This window comes from Methylobacillus draconifructus (genome assembly GCF_045984385.1).
GTDB lineage: Bacteria > Pseudomonadota > Gammaproteobacteria > Burkholderiales > Methylophilaceae > Methylobacillus > Methylobacillus flagellatus_A.
The window spans coordinates 134,047-152,924 of record NZ_JBJQIJ010000001.1 but is presented as its reverse complement, the minus strand read 5'-3'; the positions used below and the strand labels follow the sequence as shown (position 1 = coordinate 152,924).

Genomic DNA, 18,878 nt, shown 5'->3' with positions numbered 1-18,878 from the left:
AGTTTTGCGCATGCCTGGTGTCCGTCCGACCCCCGTTTTTTCCAGGCATGCTTTTTATACCGCAGCAGAGGCAGGCATCAATACACATCCCGCCTGTACCTGCCCTCGGAGGCAAGTTGGGTGAGGACATCCTCGCCTAGCGCTTGCAGCAGGACCGCATGCACCTCTTGCGCCATACCGTTGGCGCTGCCGCAGACGTAAATGGCGGCGCCCTGTGCCACCCACTCCGTCAATAGGCCGGTGTTGGCAGCCAGCACATGCTGCACATACAGCTTCTGCGCCTGGTCGCGCGAGAATGCGGTATCCAGCCTGGACAAGACACCGCTGGAGTGCCAGGCGCGTATCTCATCCATGAAATGAAAGTCATACGCCGCGTTGCGCTCGCCGAACAGCAGCCAGTTGGGTGCGTTCGAAGAAATTGCGCGAGCCTTGAGGTGAGCGCGCAATCCGGCAATGCCGGTGCCGTTGCCGATCAGGATCAATGGCCGGTCTTCTGCGGGAGGATGGAAGGCCGCATTCTCACGAATGCGCAATCCCACCGTACCGCCTAGATCGACGTATTGCGTGAGCCAGCCAGAACCCAGGCCCAGCCGCCCATCGGAATATGATGCTTGCCGCACCAGCAGCTCCAGCTGACCGTCGCCGGGCAAGGAGGCAATCGAGTATTCACGGTGAGGCAAAGGACGCAATTGCTGCAACAGCAGATCAGGCGATAAGCCCCGGAGTGCCTTGACTTCGGATTCCGCGTGGGGCAGCAGGCGCTCCTGCAGCCAATCGTTCAGGCGCCTGCCGTCCACCATAGCCGCGCCGTCCAATGCCAGTTGCGCGAGGAAATGTGCCACCTCATGCGAGGGATTACGCGGACCGATTTCGGCAATATCGCCGGCCTGCCATGTCGCACTGGCCGACTCGGCACGCAACGCCAGGTGATAGACCGGCGCTCCGGAGCTGCCCTGATTCAATTGCTGTCTCAGCACTAGGCGCCATGATTGGTATTGCGGTGCCTCCCAGTCCGGCATCTCGGTACTGCCTGCCAGCAAGCCCAGTTGATATTGCCAGTGGCGCAACGCGCCGGCATCGCCCGCATCCACCTGCACCAGGTCGAACAAAGGCAATGCATGCACATGCTGCAGCCAGGCATCGAGCTGGTGGCCGAAACCGCAGAAATTGGCGTAACTGCTGTCCCCGAGCGCCAGGATGCCGTATTGCAGATGCGCGAGCGACGGCGTCGCCGTCATGGCATCCTGCACAAAACCGCGGGCATTGTCGGGAGGATCGCCTTCCCCCGTGGTACTGACGACAAACAATGCGCGGCGGGCCTTTGCCAGCGCGGCGGCATCAATCGCGTCCAATGCCAGGCACTGTGCGGGCACGCCCGCCTCTTGCAGGGATTCGGCCGTCTTCAATGCCAGCTCGCGGGCGTAGCCGCCCTGGCTGGCATAGCTCACCAGCACTGTCTCGACATCGGCAGCCGGCACCGTCGCCGAGGCAGCCGGGAGTTGCCGATGGCGTTTGATGATCCAGAAACAAAATGCCAGGTAAGCTACGCATACCCCCATGGCAAGCGCATAGCGGTTGAAAGCGGGGTTGTTCACGGCGGCGTGCGCCTCGCCGCTGAGCAACAGGCTGAGCAAGAAAGCATGCGCCCGCGTCACTGCAGCATTTCCTGCAGCTTGGGCGATGCCTGCTGCACCAAGCTGGTTTTGCCAGCTTGCGTCTCTATCGTGAACAAGGCGGCGATGTCATGCGTCTGCGCATACGCCAGGCCACGCTCAAGGCCCATGACGGTCAAGGCCGTGGCAAACGCGTCGGCCTCCATGCAGCTGGTTGCCAGCACGCTGACGGAAACCGGGGGCCGGGCAACCGGCCAGCCGGTCTGCGGATCGATGGTATGGGCATAGCGTCGCCCATGGTGCTCGAAATAACGGCGATAGTCGCCGGAGGTCGCAAGGCCCAAGCCATGCATGGCCACCACATAGTCATCCAGCATGGAGGCTTCCGGCGTACGCTCCAACGCTACCCACCAGGGCTGCCCGTCCGGCTTGATGCCATGCCCGTAGAACTCGCCGCCGACTTCCACCAGATAATGCTGCACGCCATGCTGGCGCAACGCCGCGGCAACCTGGTCCACGCCGAAGCCCTTGGCAATGCCGGAAAAATCCAGGGCGAGCTTTCCAGGCTGCTTCAGCGCTCGCCGGACAGGGTCGAATTGCAGCCTTTTCCAACCGCTTTCCCGCAACGCCTCATCGACGCTGGCTTGCGTCGGCGGCAACTCCTGCGCCTGACGGGGGCCGAACCCCCACAGGTTGACCAGGTTCCCCAGGGTGGGATCGAAGCAGCCGTCGGTCTGCGCGGCCACTGCCAGCGCCTTGGACAGCACTGCGGCAAACTCCGCCGGCACCAGCATTTCCGTATCTGGCGCAGCGTGGTTGAACCGGTTGATCGCCGAATCCTCCAACCAGGTACTCATCTGCTGCACCACCTGGTCAAGCGCGGCTTCCACCGCTTCTGCCACTATATTCTCCGTGAGCCCCGCTGCTTCGACATAGCGAACGGACCAAGTCGTCCCCATGGTCTCGCCGCTGAGCGTGACAATGCGGCCGCTGGGCAGCTCGCGCGGCAAATCCGCAAGCCGCTGCGGGATCAATACCTGCCGCATGCCTATTGCGGCAGTACTTCCAGCGTCAGCACATAGGCCAGGCTGCGCTCCTTGGCCACCTTGGTTTGCACTTTGTTGTCACTATAGTCCGCATCCAGCCAGTAGAGGCCGGCTTCCGGCAGGTTGATCGTCACCTTGCCGTTGGCATCGGTCTTGAGCTTCTGCTCGCCCTTCTGGTTGCGGTAGCGGGTCTGGCCCTTGATGACCTCGACCTCGACCCCCGCCGTCGGCTTGCCGTCCACCAGGAATTGCAGGGTCAATGGCTCGCCCGCCACAAGGTCGTTCGGGTGCGTGCCGGCCACAACCTCCAGGCCGCGTCCGACAGTCTTGATCTTGCTCGGAGAACCCACGGTCACATAGGTTTCGAGCCGGTTGGAGATTTCCGACACCTTGAGGTCCTTGGCATCGGCGGGCACGCGCTGCTGGAACTCTTCCGCAGAACCCATGAAACGCTTGGGCTGGTCGCCTTCCTTCCAGAAGGCGCGCACTCCTTCTCGATATAAGGATAAGCGGTAAGTACCGTTCTTCTCGAAATAGGCATCAAAGGTCGTGCGCAGCTCGCCTTTGCTGACATTGGCAGGCTGCAGCAGGCTTTCGTCCGGCGCGACGATCTTCAGTTCGTCGATCTGTAATGGACGATGGTTGAAGTGGAAAGGGTCGTTGGAAACTGCAGCGTCGAAAGTGACGAATTGCGGCGCCGACAACACGGTGCTCGATGGCAACAGCCAATAGCCATGGGCGTGAACGGCGCTTGCACTCAAGGCCGCGAGAGCAGCCAATACATATGTTATAGGTTTCATATCAATCAGGATTCCATTGTCATTAAGGGAAGTTAAGGCTTCAGTTCCAGGCTGATCGCGCCCAGCTCCGATTCGCCGCTGGCCTTCAGGCTTTCCGCCTTTTGCACCGGCCACTTGAACGGGACGCGCACCAGTTCGCGGTCGCCCTTCTCGCGCGAGGCTTCGACCACAAGGTTGTATTCCCCGGCAGCCAGCTTCTCCAAGGGGGCCTTGCCTTCGGTATAGGAAAGCGTATGTTCGCCTACCGGCTTGGTTGCCCCTGAAACGCCGTCCAGCGGCATATTCAGGTCGCGCCCGCCCTTGCGCCACCATTGGCGCAAATCCTTGAGCCACTTGGTGCCCTTGTTGTCCGCCTTGTCCTTCGCATACCAGACGGACAAGGTAGTCGCGATCTCCTGGTTGGGGGTTTCCACCCAGACCGCCACATAGGGACGGTGATACTCGGCAGCATTGATCCTGGGGATCGTCACCTTGACGTCCAGCCCGGCCGCATGGCTGGCACCGGCAAACATGGCCGCGATCAAGGCCGGAATCACTGCGTATCGCATCAAGCTCTCCTTAATGAATGAATAATATTGCCAGAATGAGGGGCAGCACCAGGCCAATGCCTACCAACGGCCAAGTGAACGGGCGGTTGCCCGCATGCATGTGCAGCAGGCACAGGCCCGTGATTGAAAACACCAACGCCGTGACGGAAAACACATCAAGGAACCAGCTCCACGCCAGCCCGGCGTTACGTCCCTTGTGCAAATCATTGAAATAGGAAACCCAGCCGCGCTCGGTCAACTCGTAATTCAACTCGCCATTGCCACGGTCGATGACTACCCAGGCATCCCCGCCCGGGCGCGGCAGGGAGACATACACTTCGTCATCCGACCATTCAGCGGCACGCTCGCCTGCCTCAATGCCAAGCGCTCCCGCCATCCAGTCTGCGATCACCTTCGGCAGAGGGGCATTGTCCGCATATTCTTGTTGCAGTCTTGGTAACAATGGCGCGGGCAATCGCCCATTCTTCTTGGTGACTACCGGCTCGGACTCGATACTGCCGGCATTGTTGAGCGTCAGTCCAGTCGCGGCGAACAGCAGCATCCCGACCAGGCAGATGGCGGAACTGATCCAGTGCCAGCGATATAAATGCTTAAGCCAGAATGAGCGTGCTTTTTGAGCTTGGTTACTTTGCATGTCAACGTACGAACACTGGCGAACCCGATAAATGAGAATTTATCTCATTATATCAAAGACTATCGCCTCGGCCGTATCAAGCATGGCGCCTGCACGCAAAAGAATGTCGGATAAATGTAAAGAAGTGTAATGAAGGCAGGGCAAGTTGCCGCAAGCTCCGGTATAATCCGGCCTCCGCCAGACGGCAGCATGCCGACGCGGAAAAGAACAAGCAACTTACGGAAACAACAAGGGACTTTTTAGGAGAATATTGCCTGACTGGTGCCGGGGGGGGGACTCGAACCCCCACACCTTGCGGCGGCGGATTTTGAGTCCGCTGCGTCTACCAATTCCGCCACCCCGGCAACAAGGCGTGCATTATAGCAACCCTTATGACAATGCGCACTACTGATTTCGATTTTTTCTTGCCCGACGACCTCATTGCCCAATTTCCCGCCAAGGAACGCAGGGGGAGCCGCCTGCTTCAGCTGGACGGCAATACGGGCAGGCTGGACGACCGGCTGTTCCTCGACTTGCCGGACTTGGTCAAACCGGGAGACCTGTTCATCTTCAACGACACCCGCGTCATCAAGGCCAGGCTGCATGGCGAAAAGCTCAGCGGCGGCAAGGTGGAGGTTCTCGTCGAGCGCGTGACCGGGCCGTTCGAGGCGTTGGCCCATGTCCGCGCATCCCGTGCGCCCAAGCCCGGCAACATCTTGCGCATTGCAGATGCGTTTGAGGCCGAGATGGTGGGGCGACATGACGATCTTTTCCATTTGAGAATCCTGGGCGACATACCCCTGCTGGACTTGCTGGAGCGGCACGGCAGCCTGCCCCTGCCGCCCTACATCACGCACGATGCCGAAAGCGCCGACGAGGAGCGCTACCAAACCGTGTACGCACGCGAACCGGGAGCCGTTGCCGCTCCCACGGCCGGCCTGCATTTCGACGATGCCATGCTGGAAGGGTTGAGAAGCCTGGGCGTCAACATCGCCTACGTCACCTTGCATGTCGGCGCCGGCACCTTCCAGCCGGTGCGCGTGGACAATATCAGCGAGCATAAAATGCACAGCGAGCTCTATTCCGTGCCGCAAAGCACTGTGGACCTGATACGACGAACGCAGGCCGGCGGCGGCAAGGTCACGGCGGTGGGCACGACGGCATTGCGCGCGCTGGAGAGCGCGGCGCGGTCGGGAACCCTACATGCCGGGCAGGGGGAAACCGACATCTTCATTACGCCGGGCTACCGCTTCAAGGTGGTGGAGCGCCTGCTCACCAATTTCCACCTGCCCAAGAGCACCCTGTTGATGCTGGTTTCCGCCTTTGCGGGCGTGGAACACATCCGCACCGCTTACGCCCATGCCGTGGCCGCCCGCTACCGTTTCTTCAGTTATGGGGATGCCATGCTGATCGAGCGGCAAGACTAGGAGGATGCGACAAGCACATATCAATGACACATGAATGTCATGAATATGTCATAATGCGCCAGCACAATGCTGGCTCTTCCAGCGAAAACCAAATTCTTGATGAATACCAAAGCGTTACACTCAAGCAAATCCGTTAGTAGTCGCCCGGAGCTGAGCAAGAAGCACAGCCTTATTACCCAAATCCTGTTTTTTGGCACCCTGTTTGCCGGATTGCTGTTTACCGTTGCCAGCCTGAACCACGACGTCAGCAACACCGACACCTCTCCCACCACCTGGCTGCCTTTCATCCTGCTGGGCGTGGCCCTGCTGATTGCGCTGGGCTTCGAGTTCGTCAATGGCTTCCACGACACCGCCAATGCTGTCGCCACCGTCATCTATACCCACTCTCTGCCTGCCAACGTGGCCGTGGTCTGGTCCGGGCTTTTCAACTTCCTCGGCGTCATGGCTTCCAGCGGCGCCGTGGCGTTCGGCATCATATCCCTGCTGCCGGTGGAGCTCATCCTACAGGTCGGCTCTGCCGCCGGCTTCGCCATGGTGTTTTCATTGCTCATCGCCGCCATCCTCTGGAATCTGGGCACCTGGTTCCTGGGCCTGCCTGCTTCCTCGTCGCATACCCTGATCGGCTCCATCATCGGCGTCGGCGTCGCCAATGCCCTGATGCATGGCCGCGACGGCACCAGCGGCGTGGACTGGGCCCAAGCAAGCAAGGTGGGATATTCCCTGCTGCTTTCTCCCTTGGTCGGCTTCATTGCCGCGGCGCTCGTGCTGCTGGCATTGCGCACCATCGTCAAGAACCGTGAGCTTTTCCGCGAACCCAAGGGCAACAAGCCGCCGCCAGCCTGGATCAGGGGCATCCTGATCCTGACCTGTACCGGGGTTTCGTTCGCGCACGGCTCCAATGACGGGCAGAAGGGCATGGGCCTCATCATGCTGATCCTGGTTGGTACCGTTCCGATGGCATATGCGCTGAACCGCGCCATGCCCGCCGACCAGGCGGTCCAGTTTGCCGCGGTGGCGCAGGTCACCCAGGCATCGCTGCAGAATACCGCGCCCGGCGCCGCGCCGGACAAGCCGCTGCAAATCCTTTCCGTCTACATCCGAACCAAGGAAGCAACGCCTGAACTCCTGCCCGCGCTGGCCGCAGTCACCGGCAGCATCGGGGAGCAGGTCAAAGGCTACGGCAGCCTGGCCAAGGTGCCAGCGGATGCGGTCGCTAACGTGCGTAACGACATGTACCTGACTTCGGAAGCCATCCGCCTGATCGACAAGAACCCCGAGGCGGTGCACCTGGATGCCGACACCAAGGCCAACCTCATGGCCTTCAAGAAGGAAATCGACAAGGCCACCAAGTTCATCCCGCTGTGGGTGAAGATCGCGGTTGCGATCGCGCTCGGGCTAGGCACCATGGTGGGCTGGAAGCGTATCGTGGTCACCGTGGGCGAGCGAATCGGCAAGACCCACCTGACCTACGCACAAGGCGCATCAGCGGAAACCGTCGCCATGCTGACCATCGGCGCGGCCGACCTCTACGGCCTGCCGGTGTCGACTACGCAGGTTCTATCGTCCGGCGTGGCGGGCACCATGGCCGCGAACCGCTCCGGCCTGCAAATGGGTACCATCCGCAACCTGCTGATGGCCTGGGTGCTGACCCTGCCCATGGCGATGCTGCTTTCCGGATCGCTTTACTGGCTGTTCTCGCAATTTATTTAATCAACTTTATTCCATCAGGACGCAAGGCCAAGCCGCCTGGCAATCCAGCCGGCGGCTTCGCGATTGCCGCGCGGCGCTACCCTCTGCGGTTTCGGCGCATTGAGCATTTCCAGCAGGCTGCCGGCAAAATCCCCGCTCGCCAGCCGGCCTGCATCCACATGCAGGCAGAGGCCGTTCACCCGCAGCCAGGAAATGAGGCAATCCTGTTCCGGCCAACCGTCGCGCGGCACATACAGCACCGGAACGCCATGGCAGGCCGCCTCGACGAATGTGCCGTAGCCAGGCTTGGTCAGCACGAGATCGCTGCTTGCCAGCAAGGTGGAGAAGTGCATCTGCAACGGCTCCTGCGCATGGAAATCCGCCCGCTCCGCACCCTGCATCCAGGCTTGTGGCAACAACCAATGTACGCCGGGCAATACCGGGAAATTAGCCGGGCTGACCTGCGTACTGATGCCGCCCATGCCCACCAATACCAGCTTGTGCTCACTGCCGTGCTGCAGCCCGATTGCTTGCAAGATGACGGCACGGTTTTCCTGCGCCATATCCGCAACCGGCCCCACTGCATGGCAATCCAGCCACGGCATTTCCATGGAAGGCTCGATGCGCAGGAAACCGCGCGCGCTGGCATAAGCATGGCGCATTTGCTGCTGCACATGATCTAGGGCGGGGTCGGCTGCGTAATGGCGGAGGATGTCCGCCCAGTTCAGCGAGCACATGGACAAGGCAGGCAGGCCAAGCGCCGAGGCCGCCGCCAACGGCAGGTAGGCCACGTTGCTGAGCACGGCATCCGCATGCTGCGCGGAGATCCATGCAGCCTCGTCCTCGACCTTTGCGTCCCAGTCTGCATGGAAGTCCAGGTAGGCGGCGACGCTGGCCGCCACATCCACTTCCAGCGCGGATTGCATCAGCATGCCGAAATCGGCGCGACGCGGCTCATATATAAATGGGACATGAATGCGCGAGCGCAGGAAGCTTTCGCCGACCGCGCTGCAAACCACCAGCGCCAGGTGCGGCTGGTCCTGCGCCAATTGGTTGAGTACGGGCGCAATCTGCGCCACATGCCCATAGCCATGGCCGGAAATATAGACAAGCAGGCGGCGCTTGTTGCGATCGGAACCAGCTGCCACTATGGCTGCCTAGTTGAATGCCGTTGCCGTGACCGGCGCGGCGGGCGGTTGGTAAGTCCAGGACTTGCGCCAGGCATTGACGACGAGATTGGGGTATTCCGGCCTGCCCAGGCTGCCGTTGTAGCGGCCCAGGGCACGGTAGAGGTCGCCTTTCTCGATATCGAGGTAATGCCGCAGGATGGTGCAGCCGTAGCGCAGGTTCAGGCGCATGTGGAATAGGTTGTGGTCATTCGCGCCGATGGCCTTGACCCAGAACGGCATCACCTGCATATAGCCGCGCGCGCCGACCGACGACACCGCATATTTGTTGAATGCGCTTTCCACATGGATTAATGCCAAGACCAATTGCGGATCCAGCCCGGCCCGCGTCGCCTCGTAATGCACGGTACGCAGGAAATCCTCGCGCATCCGCGTGTCTGGAATACGCTTCTGCAAGCGGTTGGACATGGCTTGCAACCAAGCCAGCCCTTCCTCCTGGCTGGAAACGACCAAGCGAGGCGCGGCGCTATCGCTGATCGAGCGCTGCATCATTGCCCGTACGCTGTTGGACAGGGGCTCTTCCTTCTGCGCGCCGGCATAAGCCGATATGCTGGCGCACCACAGGCTGGCGAACAACAGTAAGCCAGCCCGCTGCATCAGAGCGCCTGCCTGATCACGGACACGATATCCGCCAGTGGCACTGTCTCGGCACTGGAAGCGGTACGTGGCTGGTATTCGACCTGGCCTTCCTTCAGGCCGCGATCGCCGATGACGATACGATGCGGGATGCCGATCAGTTCCAGGTCGGCAAACATGACGCCCGGACGCTCGCCGCGGTCGTCCAGCAGCACGTCGATGCCCGCAGCGGACAGCTCGTCATACAGCGCATGGGCGGCAGATTGCACGGCCTCGCTCTTGTCATAGCCGATCGGCGCAATCGCCACCGAGAACGGCGCCATGGCTGCGGGGAAGATGATGCCGCGCTCGTCGTTGCCTTGCTCGATCGCAGCACCGACAATGCGCGATACGCCGATGCCGTAGCAACCCATTTCCATGAACTGCTTCTGGCCGTTTTCATCGAGGTAGGTCGCTTCCATGGCTTGCGTATACTTGGTACGCAACTGGAAAATGTGCCCGACCTCGACGCCGCGGCACAGGCTGATGGAGCCCTTGCCGTCCGGGCTGGGATCGCCTTCCACCACGTTGCGGATGTCGGCCACCGCCACTGGCTCCGGCAGGTCGCGGCCGAAATTGACGCCGGCCAGGTGGAATTTGGGCTTGTTCGCGCCGCAGACGAAATCGCTCATCACCGCCACGCTGCGGTCCGCGACCACCTGGACCTGCTCGGAAACCCCTACCGGGCCGATAAAGCCCGGAGGACAGTTGAGGTGGTCGCGGATTTCCTGTTCGGAGGCGAAACGGAAACTGGACAGCCCGGGCACCTTGGCGGCCTTGATTTCATTCAGCGCATGGTCGCCGCGCAGCAGCAGCAGGTAGAACTGGGTCTTGCCGGCCTCGTCGGTTGACACCACGGCGATCGACTTCACGGTCTGCTGCAGCGTGACGCCCAGCAATGCCGCCACGTCCTCGCAGGTGGTCTGCTTGGGGGTGTCCACCTCGCGCAGGGCTTCTTTCGCCTCGGCTCTTGGGTGCGCGGGAGCCAGCGCTTCCGCCAATTCCACATTTGCCGCGAAGTCCGAGCTCTCGCAATAGGCCAGCGCATCCTCTCCTGAATCCGCCAATACATGGAACTCATGCGAGCCGTCGCCGCCGATGGCGCCGGTATCCGCGCGCACGGCGCGGAACTTCAGGCCAAGGCGGTTGAATACGTTGCTGTAGGCCTGGTACATGGCGTCGTAGGTCTGTTGCAGCGATTCCAGGTTGGTATGGAAGGAATATGCGTCCTTCATGACGAATTCGCGCGCGCGCATCACGCCGAACCTCGGACGGATCTCGTCGCGGAACTTGGTCTGGATCTGGTAGAAGTTCAGCGGCAATTGCTTGTAGGAGCGGATCTCGCGGCGCGCGATATCGGTGATCACCTCTTCGTGCGTGGGGCCGAAACAGAAATCACGCTCGTGACGGTCGCGGATTTTCAGCATCTGCGGACCGAATACCGCCCAACGGCCGGTTTCCTCCCACAGCTCCTTGGGCTGCACGGCCGGCATAAGCAATTCCATCGCGCCCGCACGGTTCATTTCCTCGCGCACGATGGTCTCCACCTTGCGCAACACGCGCAGGCCCAGCGGCATCCAGCTATACAGGCCCGAGCCCAGGCGCTTGATCATGCCGGCACGCAGCATGAGCTTGTGGCTGGGAAGCTCCGCCTCTTGGGGCGCTTCTTTTTGTGTTGCTATGAAAAACTGTGACGCACGCATGTTATCGCTTCTTGGAAATTTCGGATGCTGCGAATTCTATCGGGAAACGTGCGCGGCGTCAGCCTAAGCAACAGCGGCAGTCTTTTCAACCAGGCTGTACAGCTTGTCCCGCAATGGTACGAACTCGGGCTCCTGGTCGACGACATAGTAATTCGCCGTCTGGCCGAAACTCAGGTTCACCGCGTACCCTAGCGCGATCGAGCGAGCCGGGAACGGGCCCCGCGCCACGATACCGCGCGTCAGGCTGCCTGATACCAGGATCACGCGGGACTGCGGGGGAATATCGCCATATTGCGTTGATTGGGAAGACGGAACGAGGTCGACGAACTGATGGAACAGCTTTTCCCCGTTGTCGGTGACAGGACCGTCCAGCTGGTCCAGGTACTGCTCGATGACGGCCTGGTCTTCGTCTTCGTATACGCCGACCAGCCTCATTCCCTTGATGACACTACCTCTAAATAAGGCTTTCATTTTATTGCCTTTCCATGGATGGTATCCATTTAATATAACGGCATGCCGCGACAAAAGCTGAGACGGCACGCTGGCGGTCTCGGCTTTTGGCCCCGACCCGCCTGTTTCCCACCAAACGACAGCATTGTTGCTCTTGCTGTTTTTTTATGGGCACTCACCACAATACCAAAAAACTGTTATAACCTTATTACCGCATGGCATATTGCATGCAAGCATGTACAACACAGAAAGATTGACGCCGTACCGCTATGACAACACTCACTTCATCTGAATGGGCCGCCTGGGTCCAAGCCATCGGCTCCGTCGTTGCCATTTTCGCCGCCATCGGCATTTCTGCCTGGCAAAACTATATAGACACCCGTCGCCGCAGCATGGAACAGCGCGGCTATTCCAAGCGGCTGATGTCGGTCACCCACAAGATCGCCTACGACATCTATCTGACACTGCACAATATTGAACAGTTGCGCAGCAATCCGTTAAAAAACGAAACCCGGCAAATGCGCGACTTCAACCGCAGCAAGCTGGGCCGCCTCGAGCAGGCTTTACATGCCATTCCGCTGCACAACCTCGGCACCATTACCGCCGTCGAGCAGGTCATGATCATCTTCTCGCAAATCGAAGCGGCGAACAACCTGCTTGCGCCGGAACCTGCAGACATGAAACACCATATCGACCATGTGCCGTGCAGCGAGATCTACGGCCGCGCCTGGCGCCCGATCGTGGAAGCCTGCCGCGTCGCCAGCTACACATTGCGCGGAGAGGTGCTCAACTACACTTAGCCAGGCGAACAAAGCCTTTCACTACTTTTGTATATGGCTTTTTTTACAGTTCTTAGGCGGGCCTAACCAAGCCTCTACAATACAACGGGCTTGTTGGATAGCTCGTTCTTGTCATCCGCCGTTGCGGGGAAATGCTGCTGCAAGGATTTGCCGATTTCCGTAATGGCATAGACCACGCCTTCCTCGAACCGCCCCTGGCGGAATTTCTCCTGCATCACTTTGATGATGCATTCCCAGCCATGCTGGCCCAGGTGGCGATTGATGCCGCGGTCGGCCAGTATCTCGACGTCATGGTCCGCCATCAGCAGGTAGATCAGCACGCCGTTGTTCTGCTCGGTATCCCAGATGCCCAGCTGCGAGAACAGCTGGATCGCCCGCTGGCGCGGCGTGACGCCGCGCAGCACGGCCAGGGGATGCAGGTCGCCCTCGACGACGAAGCGGATTTCGCCGTTATGCGTTTTCTCGCTGGCGGCAATCGCCTGCTCGATGCGCTGCAATGCAGCCGCAGGGAAATGCCGCCGTACATGCCACGGGGTATTGAATATATGCGCCAGCAGCCGCAGGAGTGTATGTCGCTTCTTCATGCCTTACCAATCGCCCGAGGCGCCTCCTCCTCCAAAACCACCGCCGCCGCCAGAGAAACCGCCTCCGCCCCAGCCGCCACGGCCGCCGCCAAAACCACCGCCGCCGATCGGCACGCCGCCCATGGCGGAGCCGACCATGGTGATGAAGAATGCGACAAAACCCAGCGCCGCGGCAAACAGCAGCCCGCCGCCGAACAACATCACCGCGCCGCCCACCAGGCTGCCATTGATCGCGCTGCCGAGGAAATTGCCGAATATGGCGCGCAATACGCCGCCGAGAATCAGCCCACCAAACAATAGCAAGGGCAGCATTTCACCAAACCCGCCACCGCCTTGGCCGCCCTGAGCCCGCGGTTTGGGCGGCGCAGGCAGCCCTTCGCCGGCAATCAGGCGCGTGATGTAGCCCAGCGCCGCATCGATGCCGCCATAGAAATTGCCCTGGCGGAATGCCGGCGCCATCACGTCGGACACGATGCGCTTGGCAATCACGTCGGGAATCGCCCCCTCGAGGCCGTAACCCACCTCGATGCGCATCTTGCGGTCGTCCTTGGCCACCAGCACCAGGACGCCGTCGTCGACTTTGCCGCGCCCGAGCTTCCAGGCTTCCACCACGCGCATGGAGTATTGCTCTATCGCTTCCGGCGCCGTGGTCGGCACCAGCAGCACGGCGATCTGGCTGCCCTTCTCCTGCTCGAATTGCGCAAGCCTGCTTTCCAGCGCCGCCTGTTCCTGCTGGCTCAGCGTGCCTGTGAGATCCGTCACCCTGGCCGTCAACGCCGGCACCGCCACCTCATCCGCATGGACGCAGCCGGCAATCGCCAGCCATAACCACAATAGCGGCGCCAACAGCCTGGCGTATGAATGCTTGTTCAACAAAACCGACACGCTGCCCTATTACTTATCGAAGCTGACAGCAGGCGCCTTGGAGATTTCGCTTTCATTCTCCACCGAGAAGTTTGGCTTAGGCTGGTAGTCGAACATCTTGGCGGTCAGGTTGTTGGGGAACTGGCGCACGGCGGTGTTGTAAGCCTGCACGGACTTGATGTAGCGGTTACGCGCCACCGTCACGCGGTTCTCGGTGCCCTCCAACTGCGCCTGCAAGTCGCGGAAGTTGGCGTCCGCCTTGAGCTGCGGGTAATTCTCGGCCACGGCCATCAGGCGCGAGAGCGCAGAGGTCATCTGGCTTTGCGCAGCCTGGAAGCGCGCAAAGGCCTGCTCGTCGTTCAGCAGTTCCGGCGTTGCCTGGATGCTGCCCACCCTGGAACGTGCATCCGCCACCTGGGTTAGCACTTCCTGCTCGTGGGAGGCATAGCCCTTGACGGTGTTCACCAGGTTGGGCACCAGGTCGGCACGGCGCTGGTATTGGTTCAGCACCTCGGACCAGTCCGCCTTGACCTGTTCATCGAGGCTCTGGAAAGTGTTATAACCACAACCGCTCAAGGTCAGCACCATCAATAGCGCCGCCAACTTCAACCAGATTTTTTGCATGTTCTATCCCTTCGTTCCAAGAATCAATTCAATCCACTACTGATGAAGCGCCTGGAAAAACTTACCGAAACAATTTCGCCGGACGCTCCAAACACAGGCTCATGCCCATCATTAAACTAAGCTGAAGATGGGGGCGATGCCGCCGATTGCAAGCCCCGCATGGTTTCCCGCGCGAAGCACAAGTCATCCCAGGCCTTGGCCTTGTCCGGCAGGTTGCGCAACAGGTAGGCCGGATGGTAAGTGATGATCACCGGCACCCCGTGAAAATCATGCAGCCTGCCGCGCAAGCCGGCAATGCTTTTGTCGCTAGCGAGCAGCGACTGCGCCGCGAACTTGCCCAGCGCGACAATCAATTTCGGCTTGATCAGCTCCACCTGGCGCTTGAGGTAAGGGTCGCACTTCACCACCTCCTCGCCATGCGGATCGCGGTTGGCGGGCGGGCGGCACTTGAGCACGTTGGCGATATAGACATTCTCGCCGCGCTTCAGTGCGATGGCGGCCAGCATATTGTCGAGCAATTGGCCAGCCGGGCCGACGAATGGTTCGCCGCGTCTGTCCTCCTCGGCCCCGGGTGCCTCGCCGACGAACAGCCATTCCGCATTCGGGTCGCCGACGCCGAACACGGTTTGCGTGCGTTTCTGTGCCAGGTCGCACGCTTCGCATTCCGATACGCTCTGCTGCAAGGCTTGCCAATCCATGGTCATGATGGCGGTCCGCCTGTCGCCCTGCGGAGCGGAAGCTTCTTCTTCAAACAATGGCGGTACAACGCTATCACCGAACTCCGGCCATGACTGCATGGCTTCGAAATATTCCGGATCGGGCCGCATATCGCCAGCCTCATGATTGCCTGCCTCGGGCATAGGCTCCGCTTGAGCCGCTATCGGGGCCGGCGAGGTTTCAACCGGTCCAGGCACCTGGGTTTGTAACGGCTCACTGGCGACCGCCTTGGCAGGAGCGTCTGTCCTCTCCGCTACCGGATCAGGTTCAATTGCTGCAACCTCGCGCCGCTCATCCTGCGACTGACCTGCAGCCGGCAATACTGCCGGGTCACGCAAGCGCCAGACTGGCAATAACTCCAGCTCGCGCAACATATCGTCGCGGCTCAGGCCCATGTCGCCTCCTTCACAATGCCGCTCCCATCAGCACGGCATCCTCGCGCCCCTCAGGCGCGGGGTAATAGCCGCGGCGGACCGCCATCTCATTGAAGCCCATGCTTTCGTACAGGCTCAGCGCCGCCTGGTTGGAAGGACGCACTTCCAGGAACATGTTCAGCGCGCCATGCTGACGGCCGATATCCATCATATGGGCCAGCAGATTGCGTCCATAGCCCTTGCCCTGCCAGGGTGCCGCGATGCTGATATTGAGCAGGTGCGCTTCATCGAGCACCAGCATCATGACGGCATAGCCGAACAGCTCGCCGTCGCGCTCATATACCCAGCAGCTATGGCCGGCACTCAGCGAGTCGCTGAAGTTGCCGCGCGTCCAGGGGTACGGAAAAATCGTCGGCTCTATCCTGGACACGGTATCCAGGTCTGCCGCCTGCATGGGCCGCAGCCTGGCCTCTGGCTTCAGCACGGCGTTCATGCGCCGGACGCCTTGGCTTCGCGCTCGCGCGTGGTCAGCGCGACCTTGTTGCGGATATAGATGGGGGCAGCTTCGCTGGCCGGACGCCCCAGGCCAGCTTCAAACCCGGGCAATGCCAATCGCGCAATCGCCGCGGCACGCGGATAGGCCTGGGGAAGACACTGTGCCAGTTGCGGGCCATAGCGCTGCTCCAGCGCTTGCGCATAAGCCTTCCAGCCGCTGCCTATCCCGATCCAGCCCTCGCCCTCGATTGCCGGCACCGCATTCGGCGCATATAGTCCGGGAGCAATAACCTCCTGCCAGCCTGCCGCTGTTTTCTCAGCCGTCGTTTTTTCATAGACAGCGTGGTACACCTCGCCCATGCGCGCATCCAGGCAGGCGACCACCCTGCCGGCTCCCTGGGCGTCCTCGGCCAGCGCCAGCAAGGTGCTTACGCCGATGACGGGCAGCCCCGCCCCGAAAGCCAGGCCCTGGGCCACGCCGCACCCTATGCGCAAGCCCGTGAACGAGCCGGGGCCCGCGCCGAAGGCGATGCCGTCCAGGTCGCGCAATCCGACGCCCGCTTCGTCGAGCAACTCGCGCAGCAAAGGCAGGATACGCTGGGAATGGGACTGGCCCGCCAGTAGCTCGCGCTCGGCAAGCCTGCCATCGAGCAGCAGGGCCAGCGACAGGTATTCCGTAGAGGTATCTAGGGCGAGGAGTTTCATGCCGGATATATCACGCCGGATCAAGTGGGGAAGAAGCGAAGAATTCTACTACATCTTCCACATTGCGCGTCCGGCGCATCGGCGGCAGGCTCTGCCAGATTCTGCGCCCGTAGGGCTTGCTGATCAGCCGTGGGTCGCAGATCATCAGCACCCCGCGGTCGCGTTCGTCGCGGATCAGGCGTCCCGCCCCCTGCTTGAGGGTGATGACGGCATAGGGCAACTGGTACTCCATGAAGGCGTTCTTGCCCTCGGCGTTCATCTTGTCGATGCGTGCCGCCAGCACCGGGTCGTCGGGCGGCGCGAACGGCAGCTTGTCGATGATCACGGCAGACAGCGCCTCGCCGCGCACGTCCACGCCCTCCCAGAAGCTTTGAGAGCCCACCAGCACGGCATTGCCGAGCTGGCGGAAGCGCTCCAGCAGCTCGCTGCGCGCGGTATCGCCCTGCATCAGCAGCGGGTACTCCAGCCCCTCGGCCGCAAAGGCATCCTTGAACAGCGCATGCAATTCGCGCATCGCGCGCAGGCTGGTGCAGAGCACGAACGCACGCCCGCGGCTAGCCTTGATGACCGGCAATGCCATGGCGGCGACGGCGGCCGCATATCCGGCGCTATTGGGCTCGGGCATGCCCTGCGGCACGTAGAACAAACCTTGCCGGCCGTACTCGAACGGGCTGTCCCAATGGCCGGTGGTGGCCTCCTGCAGGCCCATCTGCGCGAGGTAATGGCTGAAATCGCTTTTCACCGCCAGGGTCGCGGAGGTGAAAATCCAGCCGCGCGGCTGGGCGTTGAGCTGCTTGCTGAACCCTTCGGCCACGGAAAGCGGCGTGGCATGCAACTGCACCGACTGGCTGAACACTTCGACCCAGCGCACCAGGTTGGCATCGGCGGCGGCATGCCAGCGTTGCAGCAAGGCCTGCAACGCAAGCGCGCGCTGCCAACAGTTGTCGACGGCCGGATCGCGCTCCGCCTGGGTTTCCAGGACGTTTGCCAGCTCGGCGAGCTTTTCCTGCATCGTCGCATAGGCAGCCTCGAAGTTGCGCAATGCCAGGGCCTTCTGCACCGGCAGGCGCGCGCCCTCATAGGCGAAGATCAGGCGGAAATCGCGCACGGCTTTTTCCAGCGCGGCCGTCGCCTCCGGCAATGCCGTGCAATCCTTGACGGTGGTGAGGTATTCGTTATGGGAGTCGCGTGCCAGTTCCATGAGCTGGCTGGTGGAATAGCCCTCGCCGAAGAACATGCCCGCGACTTCGGGCAACTGGTGGGCCTCGTCGAAGATCACGGTATTCGCCGCGGGCAACAGCTCGGCCACGCCTTCGTCGCGCAGCATCACGTCGGCGAAGAACAAGTGGTGGTTCACGACCACCACGTCCGCGGCCAGCGCGCGCTTGCGCGCCTCCATCACGAAGCAATCCTTGTAGAAGGCGCACTCCTGCCCCACGCAATTGTCGCGGGTGGAAGTCACCGCGGGCCAGACGGTGGCGCTTTCGGGCACCGAAGTCAGCTCGCTCTTGTCGCCCGTGGCGCTGTTCTCGGCAAAAGCCTGGATCTTGTGGACATAAGCCGCGTCTTCGCGCGAATAGAAGCGGCCCTCGCTCATCGCGCGCTGCAGGTGGAAATGGCAGACGTAATTGGCGCGCCCCTTGAGCATGGCGACGGTGACCGGCACCTTGAGCGCGTCGCGCACCGCAGGCAGGTCGCGGTTGAACAATTGGTCCTGCAAGGTCTTGGTGCCGGTGGAAATGATGACCTTGCCGCCCGACAGCAGCGCGGGCACGAGGTAGGCGAAAGTCTTGCCCGTGCCGGTGCCGGCCTCGGCTACCAGCTGGCGGTTGTGCTTGATCGCCTCGGCGATCGCCTGCGCCATTTCCTGCTGTTGCAGGCGCGCGCGATAGCCTGGGATGGTTTCCGCTAACGGGCCTTGTGCGGAAAATACATGGTCTAGGTCGCTCAAGCGGGACTTTCAGGGTGATCTATCGAAAACCCTGACATTATACTGGACTTGCGGCTGGATTCCGTGCGGTTCT

At 61.3% G+C, this 18,878-nt stretch carries 19 protein-coding genes and 1 tRNA gene; 3 read left to right on the top strand and 17 right to left on the bottom strand.

Annotated features, from left to right (window positions below):
- Window positions 1–77: 77 nt before the first annotated feature.
- The 6 genes from ACKF11_RS00825 to ACKF11_RS00800 form a co-directional block, all read right to left on the bottom strand.
- A complete protein-coding gene (locus ACKF11_RS00825) occupies window positions 78–1,655 on the bottom strand; it encodes a flavodoxin domain-containing protein (RefSeq protein WP_407995618.1) in 1,578 nt (525 codons plus the stop codon).
- Window positions 1,652–2,659, bottom strand: a complete 1,008-nt coding sequence (locus ACKF11_RS00820) for an FAD:protein FMN transferase (RefSeq protein ID WP_407994697.1) — start codon at window positions 2,657–2,659, stop codon at window positions 1,652–1,654. Before ACKF11_RS00820 ends, ACKF11_RS00825 begins: the two co-directional genes overlap by 4 nt.
- A gap of 2 nt (window positions 2,660–2,661) precedes the next feature.
- Window positions 2,662–3,459, bottom strand: a complete 798-nt coding sequence (locus ACKF11_RS00815; protein ID WP_407995617.1) for a DUF4198 domain-containing protein — start codon at window positions 3,457–3,459, stop codon at window positions 2,662–2,664.
- Between the two features lie 32 nt (window positions 3,460–3,491).
- Window positions 3,492–4,007: a DUF2271 domain-containing protein gene (locus tag ACKF11_RS00810; protein WP_309564343.1), complete on the bottom strand. Its 516-nt coding sequence runs from the start codon at window positions 4,005–4,007 to the stop codon at window positions 3,492–3,494.
- Window positions 4,008–4,017: 10 nt separating this feature from the next.
- Window positions 4,018–4,641 carry a PepSY-associated TM helix domain-containing protein gene (locus ACKF11_RS00805; protein ID WP_407995616.1) on the bottom strand — a complete coding sequence of 208 codons (624 nt, stop codon included), beginning with the start codon at window positions 4,639–4,641 and terminating at the stop codon, window positions 4,018–4,020.
- 259 nt (window positions 4,642–4,900) lie between these two features.
- Window positions 4,901–4,985, bottom strand: a tRNA-Leu gene (locus ACKF11_RS00800).
- A 33-nt stretch (window positions 4,986–5,018) separates the two neighbouring features.
- Here ACKF11_RS00800 and queA point away from each other — a divergent pair.
- Window positions 5,019–6,047 (top strand): tRNA preQ1(34) S-adenosylmethionine ribosyltransferase-isomerase QueA, encoded by a 1,029-nt coding sequence (gene queA / locus ACKF11_RS00795; RefSeq protein ID WP_407994754.1) that lies wholly within the window; start codon window positions 5,019–5,021, stop codon window positions 6,045–6,047.
- 99 nt (window positions 6,048–6,146) lie between these two features.
- On the top strand, window positions 6,147–7,757 hold the full coding sequence (locus tag ACKF11_RS00790; protein WP_407994753.1) for an inorganic phosphate transporter: 1,611 nt from the start codon (window positions 6,147–6,149) through the stop codon (window positions 7,755–7,757).
- Window positions 7,758–7,771: 14 nt separating this feature from the next.
- Here the strand turns inward: ACKF11_RS00790 and ACKF11_RS00785 are convergent, their stop codons facing one another.
- The 4 genes from ACKF11_RS00785 to ACKF11_RS00770 all read right to left on the bottom strand — a co-directional run bounded on the left by ACKF11_RS00785 (window position 7,772) and on the right by ACKF11_RS00770 (window position 11,712).
- Window positions 7,772–8,884, bottom strand: coding sequence for a hypothetical protein (locus ACKF11_RS00785; RefSeq protein WP_407995615.1), 1,113 nt, complete (start codon window positions 8,882–8,884; stop codon window positions 7,772–7,774).
- Between the two features lie 9 nt (window positions 8,885–8,893).
- Window positions 8,894–9,520, bottom strand: a complete 627-nt coding sequence (locus tag ACKF11_RS00780; RefSeq protein WP_407995614.1) for a lytic transglycosylase domain-containing protein — start codon at window positions 9,518–9,520, stop codon at window positions 8,894–8,896.
- Window positions 9,520–11,241 (bottom strand): proline--tRNA ligase, encoded by a 1,722-nt coding sequence (locus ACKF11_RS00775; protein WP_407995613.1) that lies wholly within the window; start codon window positions 11,239–11,241, stop codon window positions 9,520–9,522. The genes ACKF11_RS00780 and ACKF11_RS00775 overlap by 1 nt, the downstream gene beginning before the upstream one ends.
- 63 nt (window positions 11,242–11,304) lie before the next feature.
- Complete coding sequence (locus ACKF11_RS00770; protein WP_309564337.1) at window positions 11,305–11,712, bottom strand: hypothetical protein; 408 nt, start codon at window positions 11,710–11,712, stop codon at window positions 11,305–11,307.
- A gap of 248 nt (window positions 11,713–11,960) precedes the next feature.
- Here ACKF11_RS00770 and ACKF11_RS00765 point away from each other — a divergent pair, with 248 nt between their 5' ends.
- Window positions 11,961–12,491 (top strand): hypothetical protein, encoded by a 531-nt coding sequence (locus tag ACKF11_RS00765; RefSeq protein WP_309564336.1) that lies wholly within the window; start codon window positions 11,961–11,963, stop codon window positions 12,489–12,491.
- 74 nt (window positions 12,492–12,565) lie between these two features.
- Here the strand turns inward: ACKF11_RS00765 and ACKF11_RS00760 are convergent, their stop codons facing one another.
- From ACKF11_RS00760 to yoaA, 7 genes are all read right to left on the bottom strand, one after another.
- Complete coding sequence (locus tag ACKF11_RS00760; protein WP_407995612.1) at window positions 12,566–13,075, bottom strand: TPM domain-containing protein; 510 nt, start codon at window positions 13,073–13,075, stop codon at window positions 12,566–12,568.
- Window positions 13,076–13,078: 3 nt separating this feature from the next.
- The gene (locus ACKF11_RS00755; protein ID WP_407996022.1) at window positions 13,079–13,951 is read right to left on the bottom strand and encodes a TPM domain-containing protein; all 873 of its coding nucleotides are present in this window, start codon (window positions 13,949–13,951) and stop codon (window positions 13,079–13,081) included.
- 18 nt (window positions 13,952–13,969) lie between these two features.
- Entirely contained in the window at window positions 13,970–14,563 is a 594-nt protein-coding gene (locus tag ACKF11_RS00750) for a LemA family protein (protein ID WP_309564334.1), read from the bottom strand.
- A 116-nt stretch (window positions 14,564–14,679) separates the two neighbouring features.
- Window positions 14,680–15,675, bottom strand: coding sequence for a uracil-DNA glycosylase (locus tag ACKF11_RS00745; RefSeq protein WP_407995611.1), 996 nt, complete (start codon window positions 15,673–15,675; stop codon window positions 14,680–14,682).
- A 10-nt stretch (window positions 15,676–15,685) separates the two neighbouring features.
- On the bottom strand, window positions 15,686–16,147 hold the full coding sequence (rimI, locus tag ACKF11_RS00740) for a ribosomal protein S18-alanine N-acetyltransferase (RefSeq protein WP_407994689.1): 462 nt from the start codon (window positions 16,145–16,147) through the stop codon (window positions 15,686–15,688).
- Complete coding sequence (gene tsaB, locus ACKF11_RS00735) at window positions 16,144–16,854, bottom strand: tRNA (adenosine(37)-N6)-threonylcarbamoyltransferase complex dimerization subunit type 1 TsaB (protein ID WP_407995610.1); 711 nt, start codon at window positions 16,852–16,854, stop codon at window positions 16,144–16,146. The genes rimI and tsaB overlap by 4 nt, the downstream gene beginning before the upstream one ends.
- 10 nt (window positions 16,855–16,864) lie before the next feature.
- Window positions 16,865–18,805, bottom strand: a complete 1,941-nt coding sequence (gene yoaA / locus ACKF11_RS00730) for a DNA repair helicase YoaA (RefSeq protein WP_407995609.1) — start codon at window positions 18,803–18,805, stop codon at window positions 16,865–16,867.
- Window positions 18,806–18,878: the final 73 nt, after the last annotated feature.